Annotated in this window: 6 protein-coding genes and 1 pseudogene; all 7 read right to left on the reverse strand. The window is 38.1% G+C overall.

All coding sequences use genetic code 11. From position 1 onward, the window contains the following. Positions 1 to 32: 32 nt before the first annotated feature. Positions 33 to 1,154 (reverse strand): annotated as a pseudogene (gene tnpB / locus MKO96_RS15845) (IS200/IS605 family element RNA-guided endonuclease TnpB). 216 nt (positions 1,155 to 1,370) lie between these two features. Beyond that, complete coding sequence (locus MKO96_RS15850) at positions 1,371 to 2,099, reverse strand: thioesterase II family protein (protein WP_240588040.1); 729 nt, start codon at positions 2,097 to 2,099, stop codon at positions 1,371 to 1,373. 97 nt (positions 2,100 to 2,196) lie between these two features. Next, the gene (gene abc-f, locus MKO96_RS15855) at positions 2,197 to 4,050 is read right to left on the reverse strand and encodes a ribosomal protection-like ABC-F family protein (protein WP_176553826.1); all 1,854 of its coding nucleotides are present in this window, start codon (positions 4,048 to 4,050) and stop codon (positions 2,197 to 2,199) included. 67 nt (positions 4,051 to 4,117) lie between these two features. Beyond that, positions 4,118 to 14,572: a non-ribosomal peptide synthetase gene (locus MKO96_RS15860; RefSeq protein ID WP_240588041.1), complete on the reverse strand. Its 10,455-nt coding sequence runs from the start codon at positions 14,570 to 14,572 to the stop codon at positions 4,118 to 4,120. Positions 14,573 to 14,617: 45 nt separating this feature from the next. After that, positions 14,618 to 22,234 (reverse strand): non-ribosomal peptide synthetase, encoded by a 7,617-nt coding sequence (locus MKO96_RS15865; RefSeq protein ID WP_240588042.1) that lies wholly within the window; start codon positions 22,232 to 22,234, stop codon positions 14,618 to 14,620. Between the two features lie 14 nt (positions 22,235 to 22,248). Beyond that, entirely contained in the window at positions 22,249 to 24,186 is a 1,938-nt protein-coding gene (locus MKO96_RS15870) for a cyclic peptide export ABC transporter (protein WP_240588043.1), read from the reverse strand. A 321-nt stretch (positions 24,187 to 24,507) separates the two neighbouring features. Beyond that, a complete protein-coding gene (locus MKO96_RS15875; protein ID WP_088083722.1) occupies positions 24,508 to 25,662 on the reverse strand; it encodes a beta-ketoacyl-[acyl-carrier-protein] synthase family protein in 1,155 nt (384 codons plus the stop codon). Between the last annotated feature and the right edge of the window lie 18 nt (positions 25,663 to 25,680).

Below are 25,680 nucleotides of genomic sequence, written 5' to 3' on the forward strand. Positions count from 1 at the left end.
CTAAGTAAAGAGTTCTATCGAACTCTAATTGATTAGGCTAACCCCGCAGTCCTTGCGGTTAGAAGCTTTATTGCTTCATTCTTTATATTGATACTTGCGTTAATATCCCTATCATGGTGTGTACGACAAGAAGGACAGTCCCATTTACGTAGGTTTAGATTTTTAACGTCTTTGTTTTGATATCCACAACAAGAACATAATTGGCTGGAAGCAAATGTTTTCGATACGACAATGACTTGTTTGCCATACCATTTTGCTTTATATTCCAACATGGTTCGAAACTGTGACCAAGATACTTCACTAATTGCTTTTGCTAACTTACGATTTTTTAACATATTCGATACTTGCAAATCCTCTATACCGATAACATCGTGGTTTTTGATGATTTCAGTTGAGATTTTGTCCAAGTAATCTTTTCTAGCATTTGATATGTATTCATGAATTCTAGCTACTTTGACTCGTTGTTTATTCCAACGAGAAGATCCTTTCATTCTTCTAGAAAGGACACGCTGTGCTTTCGCCAACTTATCTTCTAATGATTAGAAAAAATTCAGATTTTCATAGGATGTTTCATCTGACAAAATGGCGAAATCTTTTAGCCCTACATCTACCCCAATGTAAGAATGTGTTTTCGGAAGTTCTTGTACTTCTGTTTCAACTAATAGTGACACAAAATATCTACCAGAAGGGTTCCGTCTAACTGTAGCATTTATAATACGTCCCGTTATTTCACGACTTTTGGCAAATCGAACAAGACCTAGTTTTGGCAATTTTATTTTGTTTCCTACAACGGCAATGTTTTCATTTGTTTGTTTTGTGATATAAGATTGTACGTTATTCTTCTTGGATTTGAAACGCGGGGCACTATTTTGTTTTTTGAAAAATCGTGTATACGCATCCGCAAGGTTGCGAACAGTCGACTGAATCGCAATACTATCCACTTCTTTGAGCCAAACAAACTCTTTCTTCATGGCAGGAAGTTTGGCAGAGCATGTACCATATGTTAAACCTTTTCCAGTTTCTTGATATGTGTGATCCCATAGGGATAGGAAATGATTGAATACAAAGCGAGAACAACCTATCGTTTTATTAATTAGAATTGCTTGTGTTTGATTTGGATAAATACGAAACTTAAAGGCTTTATTAATTATCATTTCATTCACCTCCATTTCGGCATATAACTATTATACACCAAACGTACATTCGATATATAATGAAGTAACATTTTCTGTATGTCGAACAATTAAGATGGCTTCCTGCCATCCCTTGTTTGAAGCCAATTCTCTCCTACCTACTGACCCTTCACGCTCCTTGAAGAAGGAGTCTTCTTGGCTAAAATGTTAAAAAACATAGAAATATTAAAGTCTCATTTATAATATTTTACTTTGAAAATCGGATGAACTTAATGTTTTATTTATTATTTTAACAACTTCTTCTGTAAAATCATTAATAAAAAAGTGCCCTCCCTGATATCCATAAAAGTGGCATTGTTTACTAGTATAATCAGCCCACTCTATCAATCTTTGATTATCTACTAGCTTATCATCGTAACCGTATAGAATAGAAATATTAAATGTAAAAGGACTTATTTTTCCTTTAAGCTCATAAGTTTCAACTAGTTTAAAGTCTGCTCTAATGATTGGGAGAAACATATCAAATATTTCATCATATGATTGTAATTCTAATGGAATTCCCCCTAAGTCTACTATGTATTTCTTTAGTTCTTGATCTGGTAAAGTGTAACGCTTTTGCTGATCTATAGTATGAACAGGTAGTCGCCCTGAGAAAAATGCATGTATTGGACTTATTCCTTTGACATCATGGATTTTCTGAATCATTTCATATACTAATAAAGCTCCCAAACTATGGCCAAACATCGCAAATGGAGAACCATCTAAATTAGGTTTCATCAAATCGTAAATATCTAATACTACTTCTTCCATACTTGTATATACGGGCTCCTTTAAACGTTTCCCTCTTCCAGCTAATTCAATAGGGATAATCTCGATACCCTTGTTTAAATAATTCTTCCAATTGTAGTAAGCTGACGAAGATCCACCTGCATGATGAAAACAAAAAAGCTTAATTTTTGAAACCATATGTCATTCTCCTATTATCATTTATCTTTAAATATATTAGATTTATCAACATTAATTCATTTGAAAATTTTATACCTGAAATAGGCATGTACATAACTTAAAATTGCTTATAAGCCCGCTTTTTAATTTTATCGATTTTTTGGTTAATTTCATAAATTTTTGCTAAAAGCTCCTCTTGCTCTTCTTCATTTACAGGACTATCTGCCAAGTAATTCTGCCTCTTGATTTCCAAATAGAAAAGTTCATTCTGCATTTCTACTGTTAATTTTAATTCTCTATTTTTTTTCTCCTGCTCATAATCAGAATAAGAGCCTTCAAATACTCTTTTGTTTGTGCTTCCTAAATCTAGTATTCTATCTGCAATTTTTCTCAAAAAATATTTGTCATGTGAAACAGCAATTATCGTACCTGGAAATTCTTGAAGCGCCTCTTCAATCGTCTCTCTCGTCTCAATATCTAAATAATTATTCGGTTCATCGAGAATGAGTAAGTCGGCGCCGGAGAAATATAATTTTACAAAGGCGACCCTACATTTTTCACCCATGCTTAAATGAGATATTTTTTTGAGCACATTATCTCTTTTAAAAAGAAAACAGCCGAGAATAGTCCTTGCCTCTGTCTGAGTTAAATTAGGGATTTTCATAATATGATCCAATATTGTATCACTTCCGTCCAGATCACTAAGCTCTTGTGAAAAATAACCAACCTTACATCTAGGATGAAGCTGTACCATTCCTTCTTCCGGCTGCTTCCGTCCTAAAATAAGCTGAAGTAGAGTAGTTTTCCCGGAACCATTTGGCCCAATTACAGCCAATCTCTCGGAGCGTTTCACATCTAAGTTAAAATCCTTAAAAAGAGTAATACCATCATATCCAAATGTCATTTGACGTATTTGCAAAAGACGTGAGGCTCCAAAAGCTGTTTCATGAAAATCAAGCTTCACTCGATCTGCTTCTTTGTACTTTTCTATTTTATTTTTCTCAAGGCGATCTAATGCTTTTTCAAGCGCCTTAAATCGTGAGGCGCTTTTCGTTGCCCTCGATGAGAAATTGTTTTTTTGCGCAGCAGAATCATCTTTTCCAGATGATTTTTGGGCTTGCTGGAACCATTGCTTATAACGGCTAATTGACTCTAATAACTCTTTCTTTTTTTGTTCCTGTTTGGCGTAAAGTTTCTGATGAGTTAATATTTCGTGATCCTTCTGTTTTTTATATGCTGAATAACCGCCTTTATACTTTTTTGTTCCTTCTGCTGTCAACTCATACGTTACATCAGCCACCTGATCAATAAAATGTCTGTCATGAGAAACGAACAATACGGTTGTATCACTGGCTTTAATCCAATTCGTAAGCCATTCAATTGCATCTTTGTCCAAATGATTGGTTGGTTCATCTAAAATTAAAAATTTTGGATTTTTGAGCATCGTCCTAGCTAATTGCGCCCTAGTTTTTTCTCCACCACTTAATTGACTATAAGGCATGTACCAGCTTGCTGGAGGCAACTGTAATTGACTAAGGTGCTTTTCAATTTCCGTTTGAAATTGAAAACCATCCATTGCCATAAAACGCTCATAAAATGTATTATATTCCTCCATCAAGCCTTCCAGCTCTTCTTTTGTTACAATTGACATCTTTTTTTGAAGCTCATCAATCTTCTTTTGATAAGTTGCCAGCTCAGGACGAACCAAACTAACATATTCATAAAGAGTCACATCCGCTAGTTCCTCCATCTGTTCAACCCATCCCCAAGCGTCTGCAGGATACCTTCTCATAATTTTTCCCTTTTCTAATTGCACCTTACCAAATAGTGCTTTAAGCAATGTCGTTTTACCAACACCATTACTGCCAATAATGGCTACTCTCTGCTTTTCTTCTATATCTAAATGAACGTTTTCAAAAATCACTTTTTCATTTCTAGTAGCTTTACACCCTTCTGCTTTTAACATAAGCATTTTATCGTTCCCCCTTAAAACAATCCCCCCACCTTTCATAAGAAAAGTGAGGGTAATACCTATTCTATTAAATGTTTTTTATATGCATTTCTAAAAAATATCCTTTTTCTCTCATCATTGAAAATAGTTTCTTTATATAACCAACTGAAGGCTCTGGCCATTCAAAACCGCATTGTTTTAAATAGTGAACTGTTACATCACATTTGCTTTTTACTACGGCACGATACGCCTCATTCTCCTTCACAATATAATAAGTAAAGCCTAAAATCTTTTGATAGTTTTTTTCATTAGCATAGGATTCTACTAGCAATTCATACTCATGATCTGGCACCTGATTTATTTCAATGCCTCCTAAATCAAACATTTTCTGTATATTAATTTTATACGGATTATAAATGTGAAAAACAGGTTTATTGCTATAGGAGGAGGCAAGTTTTAAAATCGCTTCACTACATAAATCCACTGGTGAAACATCTAATGACTGACCAACAATTTCCTCTGAAACAGCGCCTAGATGATAGATAGTTTCAAGTGTATTTGCGAATGCATTCTTCCTCAAGTTCAATTGTACGCATCCATCCACATGTCGCCCTGTAATCAACCCTATGCGATAAATAGTTGCATTCACCTCTTTACGAGCAACGGCCTGTATGACTTCATGTTCAGCTAAAAATTTACTTTTCACATAAACATTGTCATCTATCTCCTGCTTAATGAAAAAGTCTTCTTCAGTAAAAACTCTTTCCTCTTCACCTTTTGCGACATGACCTGCTACACTCATAGTCGAAATATAATGAAGTTTTTTATTGTCGCCTGCAAATTCCAATATTCTTTTTGTGCCATTTATATTGAACTCTTTGAATTCGTTAAACTGTCCAAAGTGGTCCGTTTTAGCCGCGGCATGAAAAATATGCTCTGTCCGTTTTTTAATATCTTCGTATATATCATAGGTTAAGCCGAATCGTTCTTTTGTTAAATCTCCGGCAACAATACTTAATCTGTCTGATGCTTGTTCTATTAAGTCAACACCATTCGGAAAATATTGTAAAAATACTTGTTTGAGCCACTCTTCTGCTGTATATTTCTTGTTTCCCCTTACTAAGCAGAAAATATGACCCTGTGTTGTACGTAGTAACCTTTCCAGCAAATGAATGCCTAAAAATCCTGTTGCCCCGGTCAAAAATACGCCACTTTTGCTATGCAACCTTTTATCATCAATCAAACAAAGCTCTGCTGGACGGACATATACACTATCATCGATTTGGTTTTCTTCTCTTTCCGTTTGATCACAGATAGCAGCTATCGTTTTTCCGTCAAAAAAGTCTTGAATCGATATATCCCAGTCCTTATCCATCGTTAAGGCAAGAATCTTTAAAATATTGATAGAATTTCCGCCAAGTTCAAAGAAATCATCATGAATCCCTATAGAAGTAGAAGGTATATTTAGGACTTCCCCCCAGATTTCTCTCATTTCGGTTTCAAGTTTCGTTCTAGGCTCTATTTGCTGCTCTACATCATTTTTTGCTTGTATCGGTTTTGGCAGTGCTATTTTATCTATCTTTCCGTTTTCAGTTAAAGGGAAGTGATCAAGCTTTATAAATTGTGAAGGAACCATATAATCTGGAAGCCTTTCTGAAAGCTGGCTTTTTATTTCGTCAACGAAAAATGGCTGATCACATATAATGTAAGCAATTAATCTTGCAGCTGTAGTACCCATATTATTTTGTAAAAGATAGACGTCCTTTATGTCGGGCAACATTTTTATAGCATGGATAATTTCCTGCAATTCGACTCGATATCCGCGTATGTTGATTTGCTCATCCGCTCTTCCAATGTATTCAATTGTTCCATTTGATGTCCATCGCCCATAATCTCCTGTTCTATATAAACGTTCTTTTGAAACCGGATGATGTATAAAACGTTCTTTCGTCTCTTCAAGACGTTTCCAGTATCCTCTTGCTAGGCCAGCTCCTGCAAGGCAAATTTCTCCCGTTACTCCTATTGGTTGCTCTTGAAATTGATCATTGACAATGTATACCCGGCAATTATCAATTGGCAGTCCAATAGTTATGTTAGAATCGCTTTCAATTACACTACTTGTGGAAACGACTGTATTTTCTGTTGGTCCATAATTATTGACAAGTTTATAAGAATGGGATTTACAGGTTTTCAACGCTTCACCGCCAGTTAAGAGGATGCGAAGTGAGCTGTTTGTCAAATGAGAAAATTGTTCGTAATAGGCCGTAGGCATAAATGCAATCGTAACTTGGTGACGTTCAATAAAATCATTTAGCTGATATATGTCCTGCCGTACATGAGCATCGACGATGTATAGAGATGCCCCATAAGACAAACTAGGGAATATCTCCCATACAGAGGCATCAAATCCAAAACCAGCAAATTTCAAACAACGATCGGCCTCTGTTAATTGGAATCTCCTTTGATGCCACTGAACCAAATTCATTAATGAACGATGCTCAATCATGACACCTTTTGGATTTCCTGTAGAGCCGGAAGTGTAAATCATATAAGCTACATCATGCCCTTGTACTGTTATAGAATTGGACAATCCATTTTTCTCAAAATGATGGACATCCAAAAAGACCACTTCCTGTTCAAACCCTGTTAGCAACCTCTTATACTCAGATTCAGTCAGCAAGAAGGTGACTTCACTGTCTTTCAAGATATAGTCAATCCGTTTTTTAGGATATGCTGGGTCTATAGGTACATAAACTGCTCCAGCCTGTAAAATACCGAAAATTCCTGCAAGCATATTGAATGATGGATTTGTCATAATTCCAATCATCTCACCTTTTTTGATCCCTTGCTGCACAAGCCAATCAGCAATTGCATTAGCCTTTTCGTTTAATTCCTTATAGGTTAAAATTTTATCTTGATGCACCGCTGCTACGCTATCAGGGTGATGTTCAGTCCATAATTTCATCATGGTGCACACCGTCTGATCAACCGACAATGGATAAGCAGTATCATTTACACGCTCAATTAATTGTTTTTCTTCATCTAAACGAAAATCAATTTCATATAAGTACTGCTCCGTTCCCGTCAGATATTGCTTAACGAGCTCCACGTAGTGTCTAGCCATCCTATCAATATTCTCTACACGGAATAGGTTTGTACTGTATTCAATACTGATTTGAAATTCGTCGTTTAACTGAGTGACCTCAAATGTCAAATCAAATTTCGCTGTCTTTTGATCTGTTTGAAGTGGTGTCCATAAAGAAACTTCCTCTTCTGTATGAAACGAAAAGACTGTGTCAAATAATAAATTCCGATTTAGATTTCTTTTAATCTGTTTACGTTCAATGAATTCATCGAGCGGATAATCAGCATATTTCATCATGCTATATACCTGATTTTTCACCTGCTCCAAAAAGCTAGCTATCGACATCTGTGGTGTTGTAACTGTTCTAATGGGCAGTGTATTCATTAATAGACCTATTGTATTTTCTAGGCCCATTTGACCTCTCCCTGAAACCGGGGTTCCTGTTAGAATGTCATTCTGACCTGAATATCGATGAAGAAGTATCTGATACAATCCCAGGAACAAAACATAAGGTGTCATTTCCTGCTCTTGCAGCTTCTCTAGAAGACCACGTCCCACTTCTCGATCAACTGAAATCGATATATAATCTCCTTCAAACTGTTGAACCTTTGGCCTGCTAAAATCAGTCGGTAGATTCAACACAGGTAGCTGACCATCCAGAATAGATTCCCAATAATTATTCGAATGGCTGTAATCTTGTTTTTGCTTCCATACTGCATAGTCCTTATACTGCACCTGTACAACAGGAAGTTCAGCTTTTTCATCAGCATACAGTGAGGAGAATTCATTTAGTAATATATCTATTGATACACCATCGCAAATTATGTGATGCATATCTAAAAACAGCAAATGCTCTCCATTGTCTACCTTCGCTATTTTTACTCTCATGAGAGGTGCTTTTTTCAAATTAAAAGGCTTAGTCCACGCAGAAATCCGTGAAGGCACCTCATCTGCTTTCAGTACTTCTTCTTCTATATCTAAATCAGAGTTAGCATGAACTACCTGTACTGCTTCGCCATTTTTCACCTGGAAAGAGGTTCGTAAACTTTCATGACGTTCTATTATTCTTTTAATCACTTTTTCTGTCTTTTGTTTTTCCAGCTTAAATGGCACTGTTAGAACAATAGGCATATTATAGGTTGTTTCAGCACCTATTAAATGACTAACTGCATAAATGCGTTTTTGTGCAGAGGTCATCGGGTACTCTTCGGCCTCTTTAGCCACTGATATGATTTCTCTTTTTGCTTGGCCCGTTTTGTCAATTTTATTAGCAAGCTCTTTTAAGAGGGGATATTCAAAAATATCCTGTAAAGAAATTGTTGTAAATAGTTGCTTTCTGATTTTGTTCATCAAATCTATAGCTTTTAAGGAATGTCCACCAGCTTTAATGAAGTGGCTATTTCTCCCAATTAGACTTGTATCCAGTACCTCCTGCCAAATGGAAACGAGCGTCTTTTCAGTCTCTGTGCAAGGCGATACATATGCTTCCTCTGTTTCTTTTTCAGGTATTGGAAGCAGCTGTTCATTTACTTTTCCGTTTGGCGTTAAAGGCAACTCATCTAATGTCATGAAATGCATAGGAATCATATATTCTGGTAGAGTTTGGGCCAGCTTTCGTCTTATTTTCTCCGGTTCACTCTCTTTCTTCCACACGATATACGCACATAGATTTACTTGTCCTTCCTCATCATGATGAGCCATCACATAGCCATTCTCGATCTCATCCAACTCCACCAACTTCGCTGTAATTTCACCCGGCTCAATCCTCATACCCCGGATTTTGACCTGTTTGTCCAGTCTGCCAAGATATTCGATTGTCTGATCGCAGTGCCATTTGACAAGGTCACCTGTTTTATAGAGGCGCTCGTTTTGTTCGAACGGATCGGGTACAAAAGCACGATCCGTCTGATCTGGCCGGTTCAAATAGCCCCTTGCAATACCTGCACCACCAATATACAGTTCACCAGGAATGCCTGATGGTACGGGATTTCCATCTTCATCAAGAACATAGACTTTTGTATTGTCAATGGGCGCTCCCAATTTAATTATCCCTCTGTCCGGTGGACAGGACCATACAAGTGTATCTACCGTAGCTTCGGTTGGACCATAATGATTGTATAAATGGTACCCTTGCGATGTAATTTGGTTAGCCAATTGAGGATCCAACTTTTCTCCACCACAGATGACCACTTCTAAATTCTTAGCTTTTTTCGTTTGTCCAGCTAAAAGTGCACGTAAGGTTGCCGGAACGAATTGTGCAATGCGGACTTTGTGCTCATTCAAGAAATCGATTAGCGTTTCCTTTTGGAACACTACTTGTTCTTCCGCAATAACGATAACAGCTCCCGACATGAGCGGAATCAACGTTTCCTCCACACTAACATCAAAGGCAGAATTGGTCATATGGAGAATGGCATCTCCAGGGGCCACATGATACGTCCTTTCAAACCATTGCCATAAATTCAGTACACTGTGCTGTTCAATTAAGACGCCTTTTGGCTCCCCAGTTGATCCAGAGGTATAAATCATATAGGCTAGATGATGCCCTTCTGCCACTGAAGGTGGATTCGTTGTACGCTCTCCTTCCATCCCCTCATCCAAATAAATCACTTTGCCTGAGTATGAATCTGTTCTTTCTTTCAGCACCGACTGTGTAAGCAAAAGAGAGACAGCGCTGTCTTTCAGCATGTACTCAATACGGCTATCTGGATATTGAGGGTCAATTGGCACATAAGCTCCCCCCGCCTTTAAAATTCCCAGCATCCCGATGAGTAGATCAAATGATGGGCGAACCATGATGCCTACCAACATATCCGTTCCAACACCTTGTTGTATGAGGGCATGTGCTAGCTGATTGGCACGGCTGTTCAATTCTCCGTAGGAGAGGGATCTTCCTCTAAAAACAGCCGCTGTTTCCTCAGGACGCACCTCAGCCTGCTTTTCAAATTGAGCCGAGATAGATTGGTAGGAAGGCATCGGTACAAAAGTATCATTCATGCTGGCCAATAGCGCTTGTTCCTCCTGGGAAAGCAACCCGATTTCGCCAATCAATTGATGTGGATCGGCCAACACCGTCTGGATAAGATATTCAAAATTTTGGGCCATCTGTTCAATAGTCTCTTTTCTGAATAAACTTGTACTATATTCAAAATAGATGTCTAAATGGGAACTGTGTTCAAACACATCCAATGATAGATCAAATTGTACATTGGGATTGAAAACGTTTTGTATCTCCCATTGTGCAGCAATTTCTTCCTGCTCATGATGAAACGAAAACATGGTTTGAATAAGAGGAGTACCATTTGTCTTCCGTGTCATACTAGTTCGATTCATAATCCATTCTACAGGATCCATATCACATTCGAAGGCTGCAAAACAATGCTCCTGTACTTTCGAGAAAAATTCATTTACTGGCTGTGCAGACTGTAAATGAGTCCTAATAGGTAATGTTTTGACAAACATTCCAACAGTTTTATCAAAAATCGCATGATTTCTCCCAGCAGAAGGAGTACCGACTACTAAATCTTTCTGCCCTGTATATTTAGAGAGCAAAAGCTGATACATTCCCAATAATAGTGAAAAGAGAGTTTGATTCTGTTGCAGAGCATACTTTTTCAATTGATTTGTTATTTCCTGATTAAGCGTTCTGATATAAAAGCCACCCTCTGGCTGTGTTCCACTCGCCTGCTTCTCATCAAAAGGCAATGTCAAAACTGGAATATCATCCTTAAACTGCTGCTCCCAATAGGAAACATCCGCATCCATCTCATGCTGCTTTTCCCAAACAGCATAATCCTTATATTGGAGCGCAAGAGGAGGCAGTGGCTGATTGTGTTTATACAATTCAATAAATTCCCGTATAAAAATCTCAATTGATTGACCATCTGATATGATGTGATGCATATCAATAAACAGCAGATAATCTCCTTGATACTCAAAAACTCCCGCTCTTAACAGTGGAGCCTGATGAAGGTCGAATGGTTTTACCAATTTAGACATAAGTTTGTCTAGCCCGCCTTCACATACTTTTTCTCTCATCACTTCTACATTGGCAGAAGAGTGGATTCGCTGTACCAGCTCATCCCCAACCATATCAAAGGAAGTTCTTAGACTTTCGTGGCGCTCAACAAGCATATTAAGTGTGTTCTGAACACGCTCAATGTGTAAAGTATGAGGAGCCTTTAAAAGGAATGGCATATTATAGCTCTGCTCCCCGCCCGGTAAGTGACTGACTGCATATATCCGTTGTTGATTGGCAGAAGCTGGATAATGGTCCTGAGGTGGAGCTGGGAGAATACCAAGCACTTCTCTATTTTTTTCCTGTTCAATCATTATTGCCATTTCCTCTAAATAAGGATGTTCAAAAATCTTTTTAATCGACAATTTAACCGATAACTCTCTCTCAATGGCCGATATCAGAGAAACCGCTTTGAGTGAATGACCTCCCACTTCAAAGAAATGGGTACTAATACTAACAGGAGTTACCCCTAGAATCTGCTCCCACAATTCTGCTAGTTTTTTTTCTACGGTTGTTCTAGGTGCAATATATTCCTCCTCTTGATCTAACATAAGTTCAGGAGCTGGCAGTTCTTTTTCATTAGTTTTTCCGTTCGGCGTGATTGGAAGGTCGTTTAATGGAATGAAAAAGGAAGGCAGCATGTAATCAGGTAGCTGTTTAGCCAAAGCGTCCCTTATCTCCTTTGATTCTTTCTTGGTATCAGACACATAATAAGCACATAAATATGTTTCATCTCGCTCGCTTTTTCTTTCCATAACATACGATTTTTTTATGTTGGGGACGAGTAATAATTCGGCCGCTACTTCTTCTGGTTCAATACGGAAACCTCGGATTTTCACCTGACGATCAATTCGCCCCATAAATTCAATAGCTCCATCAGGAAGCCACCTTACCAAATCACCAGTTTTATACATTCTCTCCTGTTCTTTAAACGGATGTGTGACAAACTTCTCGTCGGTTAAATCAGGCCGATTCAGATATCCTTTGGCAAGAGCTTTTCCAGCTATGCATAGTTCACCAGGCAGGCCGATTGCTTGAAGTTGCCCATATTCGTTTAAAATTATGAGCTCTGTATCATTCAGCGGCTTTCCAATTGGAATAGTCCCTAATCTTTTATCAATAGATTGAATCTGATAAAAAGCGGCAAAAACAGTGCTTTCCGTCGGCCCATACACATGAATGAATTTGTTAGATCCAGATTCCTTTAAGGCTTGCTCGACAAAAGAAACCGTTACCTTTTCACCGCCGAACAAAACGGTATGAAGTCCATTAAAAGCGGCTGGATTTTCAGCAATGATTGCATTGAATAAAGCAGTAGTTAAAAACATGGTCGTAATCTTTTGTTCTACTAAGAATGTAGAAAGTTCTCTTGGCGACAGAATGATGTTTGGGTCAATAAGGATTAATTCTGCTCCGTTCAATAATGCTGCGAAAATGTCAAATACCGAGCCATCAAAAGATGGGTTAGATAATTGTAGAATACGATCCTCATTTGTCACATCTACATAATTCGTATTTACAGCCACTCTCATTACATTTTCATGTTTGGTGAGAATTCCTTTTGGCTTTCCTGTCGATCCTGATGTATAAATGACATAGGCAAGGTCTTGTACAGAGGATATAGAAGGAAGATTTTCACAATAGTCACCGTTATACATGTCATCTATAATCAGTACTTTTCCTGTATATATAATAGAAGGAAATATATCCGCATGCTTTTTTTGATCCGTGATAAGAATGGATATTCTCGAATCTTGAATCATATAATCTATTCGTTCCAGCGGATAATTTGGATCAATTGGGACATATGCTGCTCCTGCTTTTAAAATACCAAGAATGCCTATGATAAATGAGTGAGAGCGTTCCAGCATAACACCTACTAAGTCATTTGCTTGTACTCCAAGTCCTCGAAGCTTTTTAGCAAGCTCGTTAGCGCGACTGTTTAGTGTTTCATATGTAAGCGATTCTCCATTGAATGAAACAGCTGTTTTATTAGGAAACCAAGCTGCCTGCTGTTCAAAGCGTTCATGAAGTGTGAGATTGTCTTCACCCCTATTGTAATTAGACGTTTGAAATGTTTCAGTTATAAGTCTTTTTTCTTTTTCATCAATTAGCTCTATTTCACACATCCTCATATCGGGTGCCTCAATAACCTGTTCTAATATACGGCTAAATCGTCTGCTTATATTACGGATTTCATCATTTTCATATACGTTTCGATTAAAATGAAAAATGATGTATTGTTCCTTCGGAGCAATAGTTAAATGAAAATCATAATTTGTTTGCTCAGTATCATGGAATTCTTCTATGCGAAAACCAAAAAGTTCTTCTTCCTCTTCTGTTGAAGCATTATTAGACGGATAATTCTGAAAAACAAGCAAATGACTGAACAGGTCTGTCTTAAATTCTGTCATTTTCTGAAGTTCAGCCAGAGAGCAATAGGAATAGCGCTCAGACTCCAAGTTTGATTCTTGTACATTCTGCAGGAGCTGTGCAAAAGACATTTCAGGCTCCATCTTTATTCTGACTGGAATGGTATTGATAAATAATCCCACAGCATGCTCAATGCCTTCTAATTCAGGTGGTCTTCCAGATACAACTGATCCAAATACAACATCTTTCGATTGGTTGTAATGACTGAGCAAAAAAGCCCAAGCTGTCTGACATATAGTATGGACAGTGATTTTATATTGCTTTGATAGCCGCTCAAGACCTTGAAGCAAGTCATCATTTATTTTTTGATAAAACTCCCCTTTTTGAAAGCCTTTTTTTGTTGCCTTCTTGTAGAATCTCGGCATTTCTGTATTTGTCTCAAGTCCTTTTAAATTTTCCCTCCAGTAGGCATGAGCCTTATCTTTGTCCTGATTTTCAATCCATTGAATATATTTACTAAAAGAAAATGATTTCTTCTCTCTCACCGGCTCCTGGTGCAATAACGTAGCATATATCTCAAAGAATTCCTCTAAAACCGCTCTAGAGCACCAGCCATCCAAAATAATATGATGATTCGTAAAAACAAGTATATGCTCAAGCTCGCTTAATCTCAGTACCTGTACCCGAAATAGAGGGCCAGTTACCAAATCAAACCCTTCCTTTAAATCAGACGCCAAGAACTGTTCGATAGCTTTCTCTTTATGAATCCCTTGTAAATGAGTATAGTCATGCATTTGGATGAACATCTCTCTATTTTTGAATACAACTTGTCGAGGACGGCTTAGCTTAGAATGAATAAAAACTGTTCGTAACAAATCATGACGCCTTACAAGAATATTTAGGCTATTTTCTGCAATGTCAAAATTAAACGTACCGGAAATTTTCAGAGCCGATTGGACACAGTACGCTTGAAAATCTTGATCTTTATCGCTTAAATGATGAAACAACATACCTTCTTGCATAGGCGATAGCGGGTAAATGTTTTGGAAATTTTGTTTATTTTTCATTTTTCCACTCCTTTTTCAATCATAGAGAGAGAGGATGCCCTCTCTCTACATGTCTTCAAGCAGCTCATAAATATGATCCAGTTCTTCGTCTGTCAATCGTTGATCATCAAAATCACTTAACGTTTTTTCTCCGTCATCTTCCTTCTCTATACAATGATCGACCATTTTTTCAAGTGTTTCCGTGTAAGCATTCAAAAGTTGTTCGATTTCATTTCTATCAAACTCACACTCATGATATTCCAAATTGATTTCTAACACGCCATTTATGACTGCAAGATTCAAATCAAGCATGTGCGTTCTTTCATTTTCCAAGCTGCTTGAATTACCTAAGTGCAAAGATCGGCCCTCATTTTCATGCAACTCAAACTGACCCAAATAGTTAAAACTCACTGGAGGAGACGGTCTTTCTTCAATAGTTTGCAGTTCCTTACAATAAAGCAATCCATATCCCATTCCCTTTTGAGGAATACGGCGAAGCAGGTCTTTAACCGATTTTATTGCGGCTCCTAGTTTTTCTTCTCTTCCCGCCTCTAGTACAACTGGAAATACAGACGTAAACCACCCAATCGTTCTCGAAACGTCGACATCTTCCGAAAATGTCTCTCTTCCATGCCCTTCTAAATCAAGTGGTAGTTCTTCTATTCCAAATTGTTCCTTCATAGCCAACGCAAAAGCCGCCAACAGAATTTCATTTATTTCTGTGTTATATGCACGATGCGCCTGTTTTAAAAGCAAATCCGTTTTTTCTTTGTTAAGTTGCCGAACAAGCTGTTTACTGTACCATCTCTTTTGATTGATCGATTGACGTACGGCTAAAGAAGAAGGTACTACCAGCCTGTTTTCAACATCTTCCCAATAAGCTTTTTCATTTACTACTTCCTCTTTGGCGTAATCCCACAATTCTGTTGTCCATTCTTTATAAGAAGTCGTTTTCTCAGGTAATTTTATTTTTTCTCCAGAAACAGCTTGTTCGTAAGCTGTTTCTAGATCCTCAAGCAAGATCCCCCAAGAAACACCGTCTATGATGAGATGATGTATAACTATAACAAGGTGGTCCCCTTTACTGGTTTGAAAGATACTTGCTTTGATAAGAGGTCCATTCTCTATATCGAGCTCACCTTGAATACTATCAATATGGTTTTCTGCAAGCTCTCGCCAGTTATTTTTATTTCTAAGGTTCATCACTTCCAATGTATAAAAATCAGCTGTATACGATTTTCGGTTGATTTGAACCATCTGTTTCGAATCCTGTACAAAAACAGCTCTTAGTACATCATGGTGCTCAATGAGTTTGTCCAACGCCAATTCAACCGCTTCAGGATCAAATCCTTCTGCTTTGTAGAGTGTCTCAGCCTGATTATAGTGGTGCGGATTAACAAAGTTTTTTGAAAAAAACCAATTTTGTATAGGAGAAAGTAGAATTTCCCCAGATATTTGCCGTTGATCAATTTGTTTCTTTAAAGGCTCGATATAGATAGCCACTTCTTGAATTGTTGCATGTGTAAATAAATACTTTGTTTCAAGTTTCAATCGATACTTTCTTAATTGAGAAGAAATTTGAATGGCTTTGATCGAATCTCCTCCATAGTCAAAAAAGCTCCCTTTTACGCTGACACGTTCTATACCAAGCACCTCCTGCCAAATGTCAGTGAGCAACTTTTCAATCTCTGTACAAGGCGGCACATATGCTTCTTCTGTTTCTTTTTCAGGTATTGGAAGCAGCTGTTCATTCACTTTTCCGTTTGGTGTTAAAGGCAACTCATCTATTGTCATGAAATGCACAGGAATCATATATTCTGGTAGAGTTTGCGCCAGCTTTCTTCTTATTTTCTGCGGCTCACTCTCTTTCTTCCACACGATATACGCACATAGATTTACTTGTCCTTCCTCATCATGATGAGCCATCACATAGCCATTCTCGATCTCATCCAACTCCACCAGCTTCGCTGTAATTTCACCCGGCTCAATCCTCATACCTCGGATTTTGATCTGTTTGTCCAGTCTGCCAAGATATTCGATTGTCTGATCTCTATGCCATTTGACAAGGTCACCTGTTTTATAGAGGCGCCCGTTTTGTTCGAATGGATCGGGTACAAAAGCGCGATCCGACTGATCTGGACGGTTCAAATAGCCCCTTGCAATACCTGCACCACCAATATACAGTTCACCAGGAATGCCTGATGGTACAGGATTTCCTTCTTCATCAAGCACATAGACTTTTGTATTGTCAATGGGCGCTCCCAATTTAATTATCCCTCTGTCCGGTGGACAGGACCATACGAGTGTATCGACCGTCGCTTCGGTTGGACCATAATGATTATATAAACGGTACCCTTGCGATGTAATTTGGTTAGCCAAATGAGGATCCAACTTTTCTCCACCACAGATGACTACTTCTAAATTCTTAGCTTTTTTCGTTTGTCCAGCTAAAAGTGCACGTAAGGTTGCCGGAACGAATTGTGCAATGCGGACTTTGTGCTCATTCAAGAAGTCAATTAGCATTTCCTTTTGGAACACCACTTGTTTTTCCGCAATAACGACAACAGCTCCCGACATGAGTGGAATCAACGTTTCCTCCACACTAACATCAAAGGCCGAATTGGTCATATGAAGAATAGCATCTCCAGAAGCCACATGATACGTCCTTTCAAACCATTGCCATAAATTCAGTACACTGTGCTGTTCAATCAAGACGCCTTTTGGCTCCCCAGTTGATCCAGAAGTATAAATCATATAGGCTAGATGATGCCCTTCTGCCACTGAAGGTGGATTCGTTGTACGCTCTCCTTCCATCCCCTCATCCAAATAAATCACTTTGCCTGAGTATGAGTCTGTTCTTTCTTTCAGCACCGACTGTGTAAGCAAAAGAGGGACAGCGCTGTCTTTCAGCATATATTCAATACGGCTATCTGGATATTGAGGGTCAATTGGTACGTAGGCTCCTCCCGCCTTTAAAATTCCCAGCATCCCGATGAGTAGCTCAAATGATGGGCGAACCATGATGCCTACCAACGTATCCGTTCCAACACCTTGTTGTATGAGGGCATGTGCTAGCTGATTAGCACGGCTGTTCAATTCTCCGTAGGAGAGGGATCTTCCTCTAAAAACAGCCGCTGTTTCCTCAGGACGCACCTCAGCCTGCTTTTCAAATTGAGCCGAGATAGATTGGTAGGAAGGCATCGGTACAAAAGTATCATTCATACCAGCCAATAGCTCTTGTTCCTCCTGAGAAAGCAATCCTATTTCACTGATTATTTGATGTGGATTAGCCACCATCGTCTCGATAAGATGTTCAAAATGTTTTGCCAACTGTTCGATAGTTTCTTTTCTGAATAAACTTGTACTATATTCAAACCGGCACCCAAGGCAATCATTAAGAACTGCAGCCTCCAATGTTAAATCAACTTTAGAAGTGTTATAGTCTGTATCGACAATAGACATTTTGACACCTTCAGACAGCTCATAACTCTCTTTGACATCTTGTAGAGCAAATACAGTCTGATAAATAGGATTTCTGCTTGGATCACGATTGAGTTTCAGTTGCTTGGCTAGTTCATCAATAGGGTATTGCTGATGATTCAGCATACCAAGCATATCGCGTTTGACTTCTTGGCAAAATTGAGAAAAACTAACTGTTCTGCCAACTACCTTCCTAATAGGAAGAGTGTTGACAAATAATCCTGTAATCCTTTCTATATTTGAATGAATACGTCCTGATATAGGCGTACCAACGATCAAGTCATCTTGACCCGTGTATTTTGACAACAAGACAAAATATACTGATAAGAGACTCATATAAAGCGTCAAGCCGTGCTTCATAGAATAATCTTTTAGTTTGTTTAATAGATTTATATTCAATTCAAATTCAAATGTTTTTCCATCAAAAGATTGCACATCTGGCCTTGGGAAATCAGCAGGCAAATTGAGCTGTTCTGTATGGTCAACAAGAATGTCCCTCCAAAAATCTCGGTGTGCAGAAAACCGATTTGCTTCTAATTGGCGCTTCTCCCATACAGCGTAATCTTTGTACCCAAAATCCAATTGTGGCAAAGTTTTCCCCTGATATATCAATGCCAATTCTTCCATAAATAATTGGAGAGACATACCATCGAAAATAATGTGATGAAAGTCCAATAATAAAACATGTTTTTGAAGAGATTGTATTTTAATCAACCGTGCCTGCATCAAGGGAGGCTTGTCCAATGAAAACGACTGAGGCGAAGCACAAATAATCTCCTCTATTTCAGATTCATTGTATACATCATAATCCACATGCAAGGAAACGTTTGTATGAACTTTCTGCTTAATGACGCCATCTTCTTTTATAAAAGAAGTTCTAAGCGATTCATGTCGATTGACTAATTTTTGCATTGCATCTATCAACGCACCCGCGTCAAGTGGCCCATCTATTTGGAATACACAAGGTATGTTAAACAGATTAGCGTCTGTAATTAATGATCTTGTGTATACCCCTTCTTGTGCAGCTGTCACAGGATAAGAATCACTCTTCTTAGCAGGTAGCAGCTGTTCAAAATTGCCTATCTTCATTTTTTCTTCAATGACATCTGCCATTGCAAACAAAAGTGTATTAGAAAAAATATCCCCTAGCGTCAGTCGAATCCCGAACTCATTCTCAATCTCATTCAAAAGTTTTAATGCTTGCAATGAATGAAAACCTAGCTGGATAAAATCAGAAGTTGCATGTAAATCGTCTACCTTTAGCGTTTCCTTCCAAACTTCGGCTAATTTCGCCTCAACTGCTTTATGAAACAAACCTGTCTCTTCCTTTTCCTTGAAAAAGACTTCAGGCTCTGGCAGCTCTCTCCGATTGACTTTGTGGTTTTCAGTTAAAGGCAATCGCTCTAATTGAATAAAATATGTCGGGACCATATAGTCCGGCAGCTCTCTAAATAAAAAGGCTTTTATTTGATTTGTAATATCTAATTCATCTGATTCAAAGTAAGCAGCCAATACGGTTTGATGGGAGTTAGGTTTAACAGTCTTTACAACCGCTCTCCTCACCAAAGAGTGCTGAATCATTTTTGCCTCAATCTCTCCAATTTCAATTCGATGCCCTCTAATTTTGACTTGAAAGTCATTGCGCCCAAGAAACTGAATATTTCCATCAGGCAGCATTTTCGCTTGATCTCCTGTCTTATACAGTCTTTCAGAGGGATCATAAGGGTTTAAGATGAATTTTTCCTCTGTCAGCTCTGCATTGTTCAAATAGCCTCTGGCGACGCCTTTTCCACCAATGTACAACTCCCCTATATAATGAGGTGGAAGAAGCTCCATGTTTTCACTAAAAATGTACATTGACATATTTGATAACGGTTTACCGATTGGCGTAATACCCTCATAATCTGCAAATGCCTGCTCAGAACAATAAATGCTCGATTCAATTGTCGCTTCAGTGACACCATACGTGTTAAAAATTCGTATACTCTCACCATAACGTTCTAAGAGACGTTGATAGTCTTCTTTCAAACAAGAATCAGCACCCAGCACAACCAATTCAAGAGAAGTATGCTTAATCCCTTTTTCATACATGTCATCTAAAAGAGGAACAATTAGAGCTGGTGTTGATTCCAGCATTGTAATCTGATGTGTCTCAATCAAATTTTGAATACGTACTAAATCACGCTTTGCTTCTGACGAACAAATGACAAGGGTTCCTTGATTCAATAAAGCTCTTGCCATATCCCCAGCAAAGACATCAAACGAAAAACTGGCCATCTGTAAGATACAAGGCTTCATTTCTTGAAAGCCGTATGCTTCGTTATAGGCTTTCCACATATTTAGATAATTCCGATGTTCAATCATAACACCCTTTGGCGTGCCTGTTGTTCCAGACGTATATATGATATAGCATAAATCTTCAGGCTTCGTCAGGTTTTCAATAGAAGATGTCGGCTGTTGCTGAATTGCTTCATCTTGAAAGTGGATGCATTCAATAGAAGCATCTTGTTCTACTCTATTTACTTGATCCGTCAGCAAAATCATAGAACTACTGTCTTTTAGAATGAATTGGATTCTTTGCTCTGGAAATTCGGCATCGATTGGGACATAAGCTCCACCTGCTTTCATCACCGCTATCGATCCAACGATCATATCTTCTGTACGATCAGTAAGAATAGCAACTGTTTTTTCTCGTGTTATGCCCTTTTGCCGAAGGAGTCGTGCAAGCTGATTTGACCGCTCATCCAGTTCCTTATATGTCAGTGTGCGTTCCTCACAAACAACCGCTATCTTTTCAGGTGTTTTTTTTGCAATTCTTTGAAAAATTTGTTGGAAGTATTCCTCCGGTTCATGACAGACTATTTCCATTTGCTTCCTAAAATATAAGGATTGATCAGTAACTGTTAATAAATCTAAATCTCCAATTTGCTGCTGCGGAGCCGATAATGCTTTAGAAAGCAAAAGCATTATTCTATTAAACATGTCGCGGATCTCTGTCTCTTCAAATAAATCAACTCTATAGTCGATTTCAAATGCAATGTCTTCCTCATTTTTTACAATATGAAAGGCAAGATCGTTGATTTCATAACCGTTATATAAAAAATCAACATTATATCTAATTCCATCTGTCTTAGGGAAATCAACCTCCAAATATTGCAAGGAAGTTGTATACAAATAATCATGCGTGCTGTGCTTTTTTCGCCAATCATTTAAAATACGATTATATGGATATTTTTGATGCCTCATTGTTCTAATCTGCTGCTGATTTAAATTTCTTGCGAATGAAGAAAAAGTGAGAGTTGGATCAACCTCTACGCGAAAAGGAACAGTGCTAACAAGCATGCCAAACAGTTCCTTTTCACGAAGCGTTGTCCGGTTGGAAAACATTGTACCGATTACAATATCCTTTTTCTGACTCTTTTTGGATATATACAAGAAAACGCCTGACAAGAACAAATTAAATAAACTAATATGATTCTTAGTCGAATATTCTTTCAACTTTTCCGCAAGAGATTTCGGAACTGCTTTAGACAGCCGTATTGCTTTCGCACTACTGCAATAATCGTTACTAGGCTTAAGAGATGTTAATTCTGGCCTACTTTGGAAAATCTGTTCCCAATAAAGACGATCCTTTTCATAACGCGGGCTTTTCTCGTATGTCTGCTCCGCTTCAATTTGCTCGATAAACGATGGACTTTTCACCATATCGATGACCGCACCACTTGCTAAATCAGTGTAAATGGAAATAATGGTCTCTATGCAACTCATGACAGACACAGCATCCGAAATAATATGATGAATATTCACATAAAGAAAGCACTGATGCCTGCTTTCTTTAAACACTTTAAAATCAAAAAGATCCTCGTTCTCTAGTGGTAAAGGTTGCTGAAAGTGGGCAAGTGCAGCCTCTTTTACACTTTCAGTGCCTGCATCTTTTAACTCGATAATTTCTATTTCCTTTTCTATATATTCAGCTACATACTGAACTGGTTCGCCTTCTTTTCTAGAAATCATACGTAAACGGATATTGTCTGTTCGTTTTATATACTCATTTATAGCAATAGAAATTAGATTATAACGAAGGGGCTGCTCTGTAGCCAATTGTATAAGAGCCCCGTTGTTTGAAATACTTGTATTAGGATACATTTTTTCAACATACCAAATGCCCAGCTGTCCATTACTTAATGGCAAATAACGACTCATCTACATGTACCTCCTCATATATCCTTATTTTCTACAAACTGACCTTGCTCCATTTTGATAAGATGATCAGCCTTATGGAAGTATTGATCGTCATGTGTAATCGCAATGACACACTTCCCTTCATCTCTTAACATAGGAAGCAAATTGTAGTAGAAGAATTTGCGATATTCTGGATCTTGATCTGCCGCCCATTCATCAAATAAACAAATAGGTCGATCCTCTAAATATGAAACTAGCAAAGCCAAACGCTTCTTTTGACCTGTCGACAGTTTAGTCGTGCTGAATTCACCATCTTTGATTGTGACCTTATCCTGAATTCTAAGTAGCTCAAGTAAGCTTTGAATTTCCTGCTCTCTTCCATCAATATCTATACCGTAGAGACGGTCAAAAAGATAAAAGTCGCTAAAAATTGCAGAATAGTATTCTTGGATTTGTTCTGGTGTTTTTGAAACGCCGTTAATGAGAGATTCTCCTCGATCAGCCGGATAAAGGCCGGTAACGAGCTTAGCAAAAGTTGATTTCCCACTTCCATTCCCTCCAGTAATAAAGGTAATTTCTCCAGCTTTAAATTCATAATCAATTGGTCCAACTGAAAAATCTTCACCGCTTGTACCTTTATATTGGAACTGGACTCCCTTTAAAGTGAGAATCACTTTCTTTTCAGGCGACGCTTCTACAGAAACTCGGTCTTCTTTTTCTAATTCAGCCACCTCTTCCATTAAACTATTAATACGTTTCCAGCTTACTTGAATCTGCATAATTTGCGGAAAAGAATGCAGTAGATAGGTGACAGGGCCAATCATATAAAGGAAAATAAACACATAATTGTACAGCAATTCACCTTGCATTTTGAAAATCAGTGGAAAGAGAAACGCCACAAATCCAACAACCGACAATAGAATCATGTCTTCCATAATAAAGGCATTAGCGAACTTCAGATCAACCTTTGTTCCCTTTTTACGATAGTCGCTGCATGCTTCTTCAAAATTTTGTTGGAATGCCAGTTTTCTTGCTCTATTTAGCTTCAACTCTTTGAATCCTGCCAACATGTCATTAATAAAACCAAAAAACTTATTTTGAATGTCCCTTGTCTCTTCATACAGTCTAGTTGCTTCCCCAGCAACAAATAGATTGATTAGAATAGTGACTACAACAACGCCCAAAGATAAAACAAGGCCCCAAAAGCTCAACATACCCAAATAAATTAGACAGAAAAACAAAGTAATTAAATTGGTCGCACCAGTAACGGCTAAATGCATGCCTTCACTAATTTTTTCTGTATCATTATTTAAACAAGCACTGATTTTTCCTTTCTCAAAACGCTCCATTCGTTCAAATGGAATTTGCAACGTTTTATCAATCAGCTTGACCCTTTTTTCATAAACCACTCGATTGGTAATTACAGCAATCCTTGTACGAATGTACCGTTCTGCAATGATATGAACAACCAACCCAATTAAAAAGGCATAGAATAAACCATTCGCAAAGTTGTCTTTCGTATTTAACGATTGATTAATGATGTATATGACAAACGTATTGCTCAGCCCACTTACAGCCCCGCTGATAATCATTAGCAGAAACTGTTCCTGCCCTTCTTTTTTATAAAATAAAGTAAACACATAGTAGAGAATATACAGACCTATCAATAAAATCGTTAGCCAATATACAATCGACATTTGTATACTAACTGCTTGTAAATCAACAAACTCAGATTTTAGCCACTTATAAGATTCATGAAGAACGTAAATTAAGGCTCCATATATAACAACTGCCACACCCAAAAGCAATCTATTCTTTGCCGATACAACAAGTGAACGCTCTTTTCTCAGAGCCTGTACAATGACTCTGTATAACATAAATAAATTGATGCAAATAAACACACCTATGACAAACGAAGCCCCTGTCAAGGCACGTCCAATATCTGCTAGTGATTGCTCACTGCTAAAATTCAACGTTATTCCCCCTTCAAAAACTCTAACTCTTTGTTTTTTATTTCCTCTTCATTTCTCTCTACATATACAATGGAGGTTCCTTTTATTAATGCAAACACGTGTTGCTTTCTCACCACTTCCACCATTCAAAATGACATGATTACCTGCTTAGATAATTTGACAAATTGTATATATTGTAACAAGCAAAAAACAAGTGGATTCTGATCGTTTTTGCAATTTTCATTTCAAAAATGGCTTAACTATACAAAATCCTCTACAACGAGTAAACTCCAAGATTATTTTTCTCTATCTATAGTAATTAAATAAACAATTTTTCATAGTTCACTTGATATTCCCTTTCCATTCAGTCGTAGGGTGTTGAATCAAATAGGACGCATAATTCCCACAAAACCCAAAGTTATTGACAAGCACGCTAGATATGTTCGCAAATGCCTTTCCTTTTATAATATTTGCGTTAATTTTCGGATCAAGCTGATCTAAACCTGTTGTCGGTGGAATACATTGCAGCTTCAAGGCCAGTAAAGCAGCTGCTGTACCCAAAAAACCTGAACAACGCAACAAATGCCCACATGCTCCTTTATGAGAACTAACCGGTATACTGCTTCCAGCTTCAATGGTTTCCACCAATGCTTCTGATTCGATCACATCTCCTTGCGGCGTTCCAGTTGCATGAGCATGTATATAATCTGGCTTATTGACCCCTGCCAGTTGGAGCGCTGTTTGAATAGATTTGACTACCTTTCCCTTATCTAGCTCAATCATATTTTGCTTTTCTCCACCTAATACACAACTGGCACCGTCAAGCCATGCCAAAGGCTTATGTTTACGTTCTTTCAAACTATCCGCCGACTCTAATATAATGACTCCTGCCCCCTCACCGATCGTAATGCCATTTCTCTTAAGATCAAAGGGCTTCGCTTCAGTTTTTGTAATGGCTCTGACAATATCAAGTGAAGCAAAGTCATACTTATTAAATACTTCTGCACGTGCGATAAAGACCATATCCAACTGGCCATGTCGAATCATGCTGTAGCCAATTGAAAGTGCTGTACCAATTGACGCACAAGCTGACGTCGGTCTAATGATATTTCTTGTCTGAAATAAAGAAGTTGGAAGATCATGTTCAGGATCCATGATCCATTCATTAGCTTCATTTTCCACTGTGTCATTGCCCGGCCCTGTTACAACCGGAAGAATCCATCCCGTCCTGTGATGTTCTATCTTTTTTTCACTTAAACCAGCGATTTCTACAGCCTCTTTCATGGCAAATGATAAAAATTGTTTAGCGATACTTTCCTTAGAATGAAGAACATTCCCCTTTATCTGGCCAGCTATTTGACTTCTAAAACCACTTGCATCAAAACGGGTAATAGGCGACATAGCACATTCCCCTGAATATAACCCTTCTTCAAATGAATTCATTCCAAGCCCAAATGGAGAAACAAGCCCCATTCCACTAATGCCAATCCTATTCATATTTACAGCTCCTTCCAC

This window comes from Bacillus sp. ES1-5, assembly GCF_022487605.1.
GTDB lineage: Bacteria > Bacillota > Bacilli > Bacillales > Bacillaceae_G > Bacillus_A > Bacillus_A wiedmannii.

Coding starts and splice junctions, on each gene's coding strand:
- MKO96_RS15850 (WP_240588040.1), bottom strand. CDS start 2,099: ATGGTTTCAAAAATTAAGCTTTTTTGTTTTCATCATGCAGGTGGATCT.
- abc-f (WP_176553826.1), bottom strand. CDS start 4,050: ATGCTTATGTTAAAAGCAGAAGGGTGTAAAGCTACTAGAAATGAAAAA.
- MKO96_RS15860 (WP_240588041.1), bottom strand. CDS start 14,572: ATGAAAAATAAACAAAATTTCCAAAACATTTACCCGCTATCGCCTATG.
- MKO96_RS15865 (WP_240588042.1), bottom strand. CDS start 22,234: ATGAGTCGTTATTTGCCATTAAGTAATGGACAGCTGGGCATTTGGTAT.
- MKO96_RS15875 (WP_088083722.1), bottom strand. CDS start 25,662: ATGAATAGGATTGGCATTAGTGGAATGGGGCTTGTTTCTCCATTTGGG.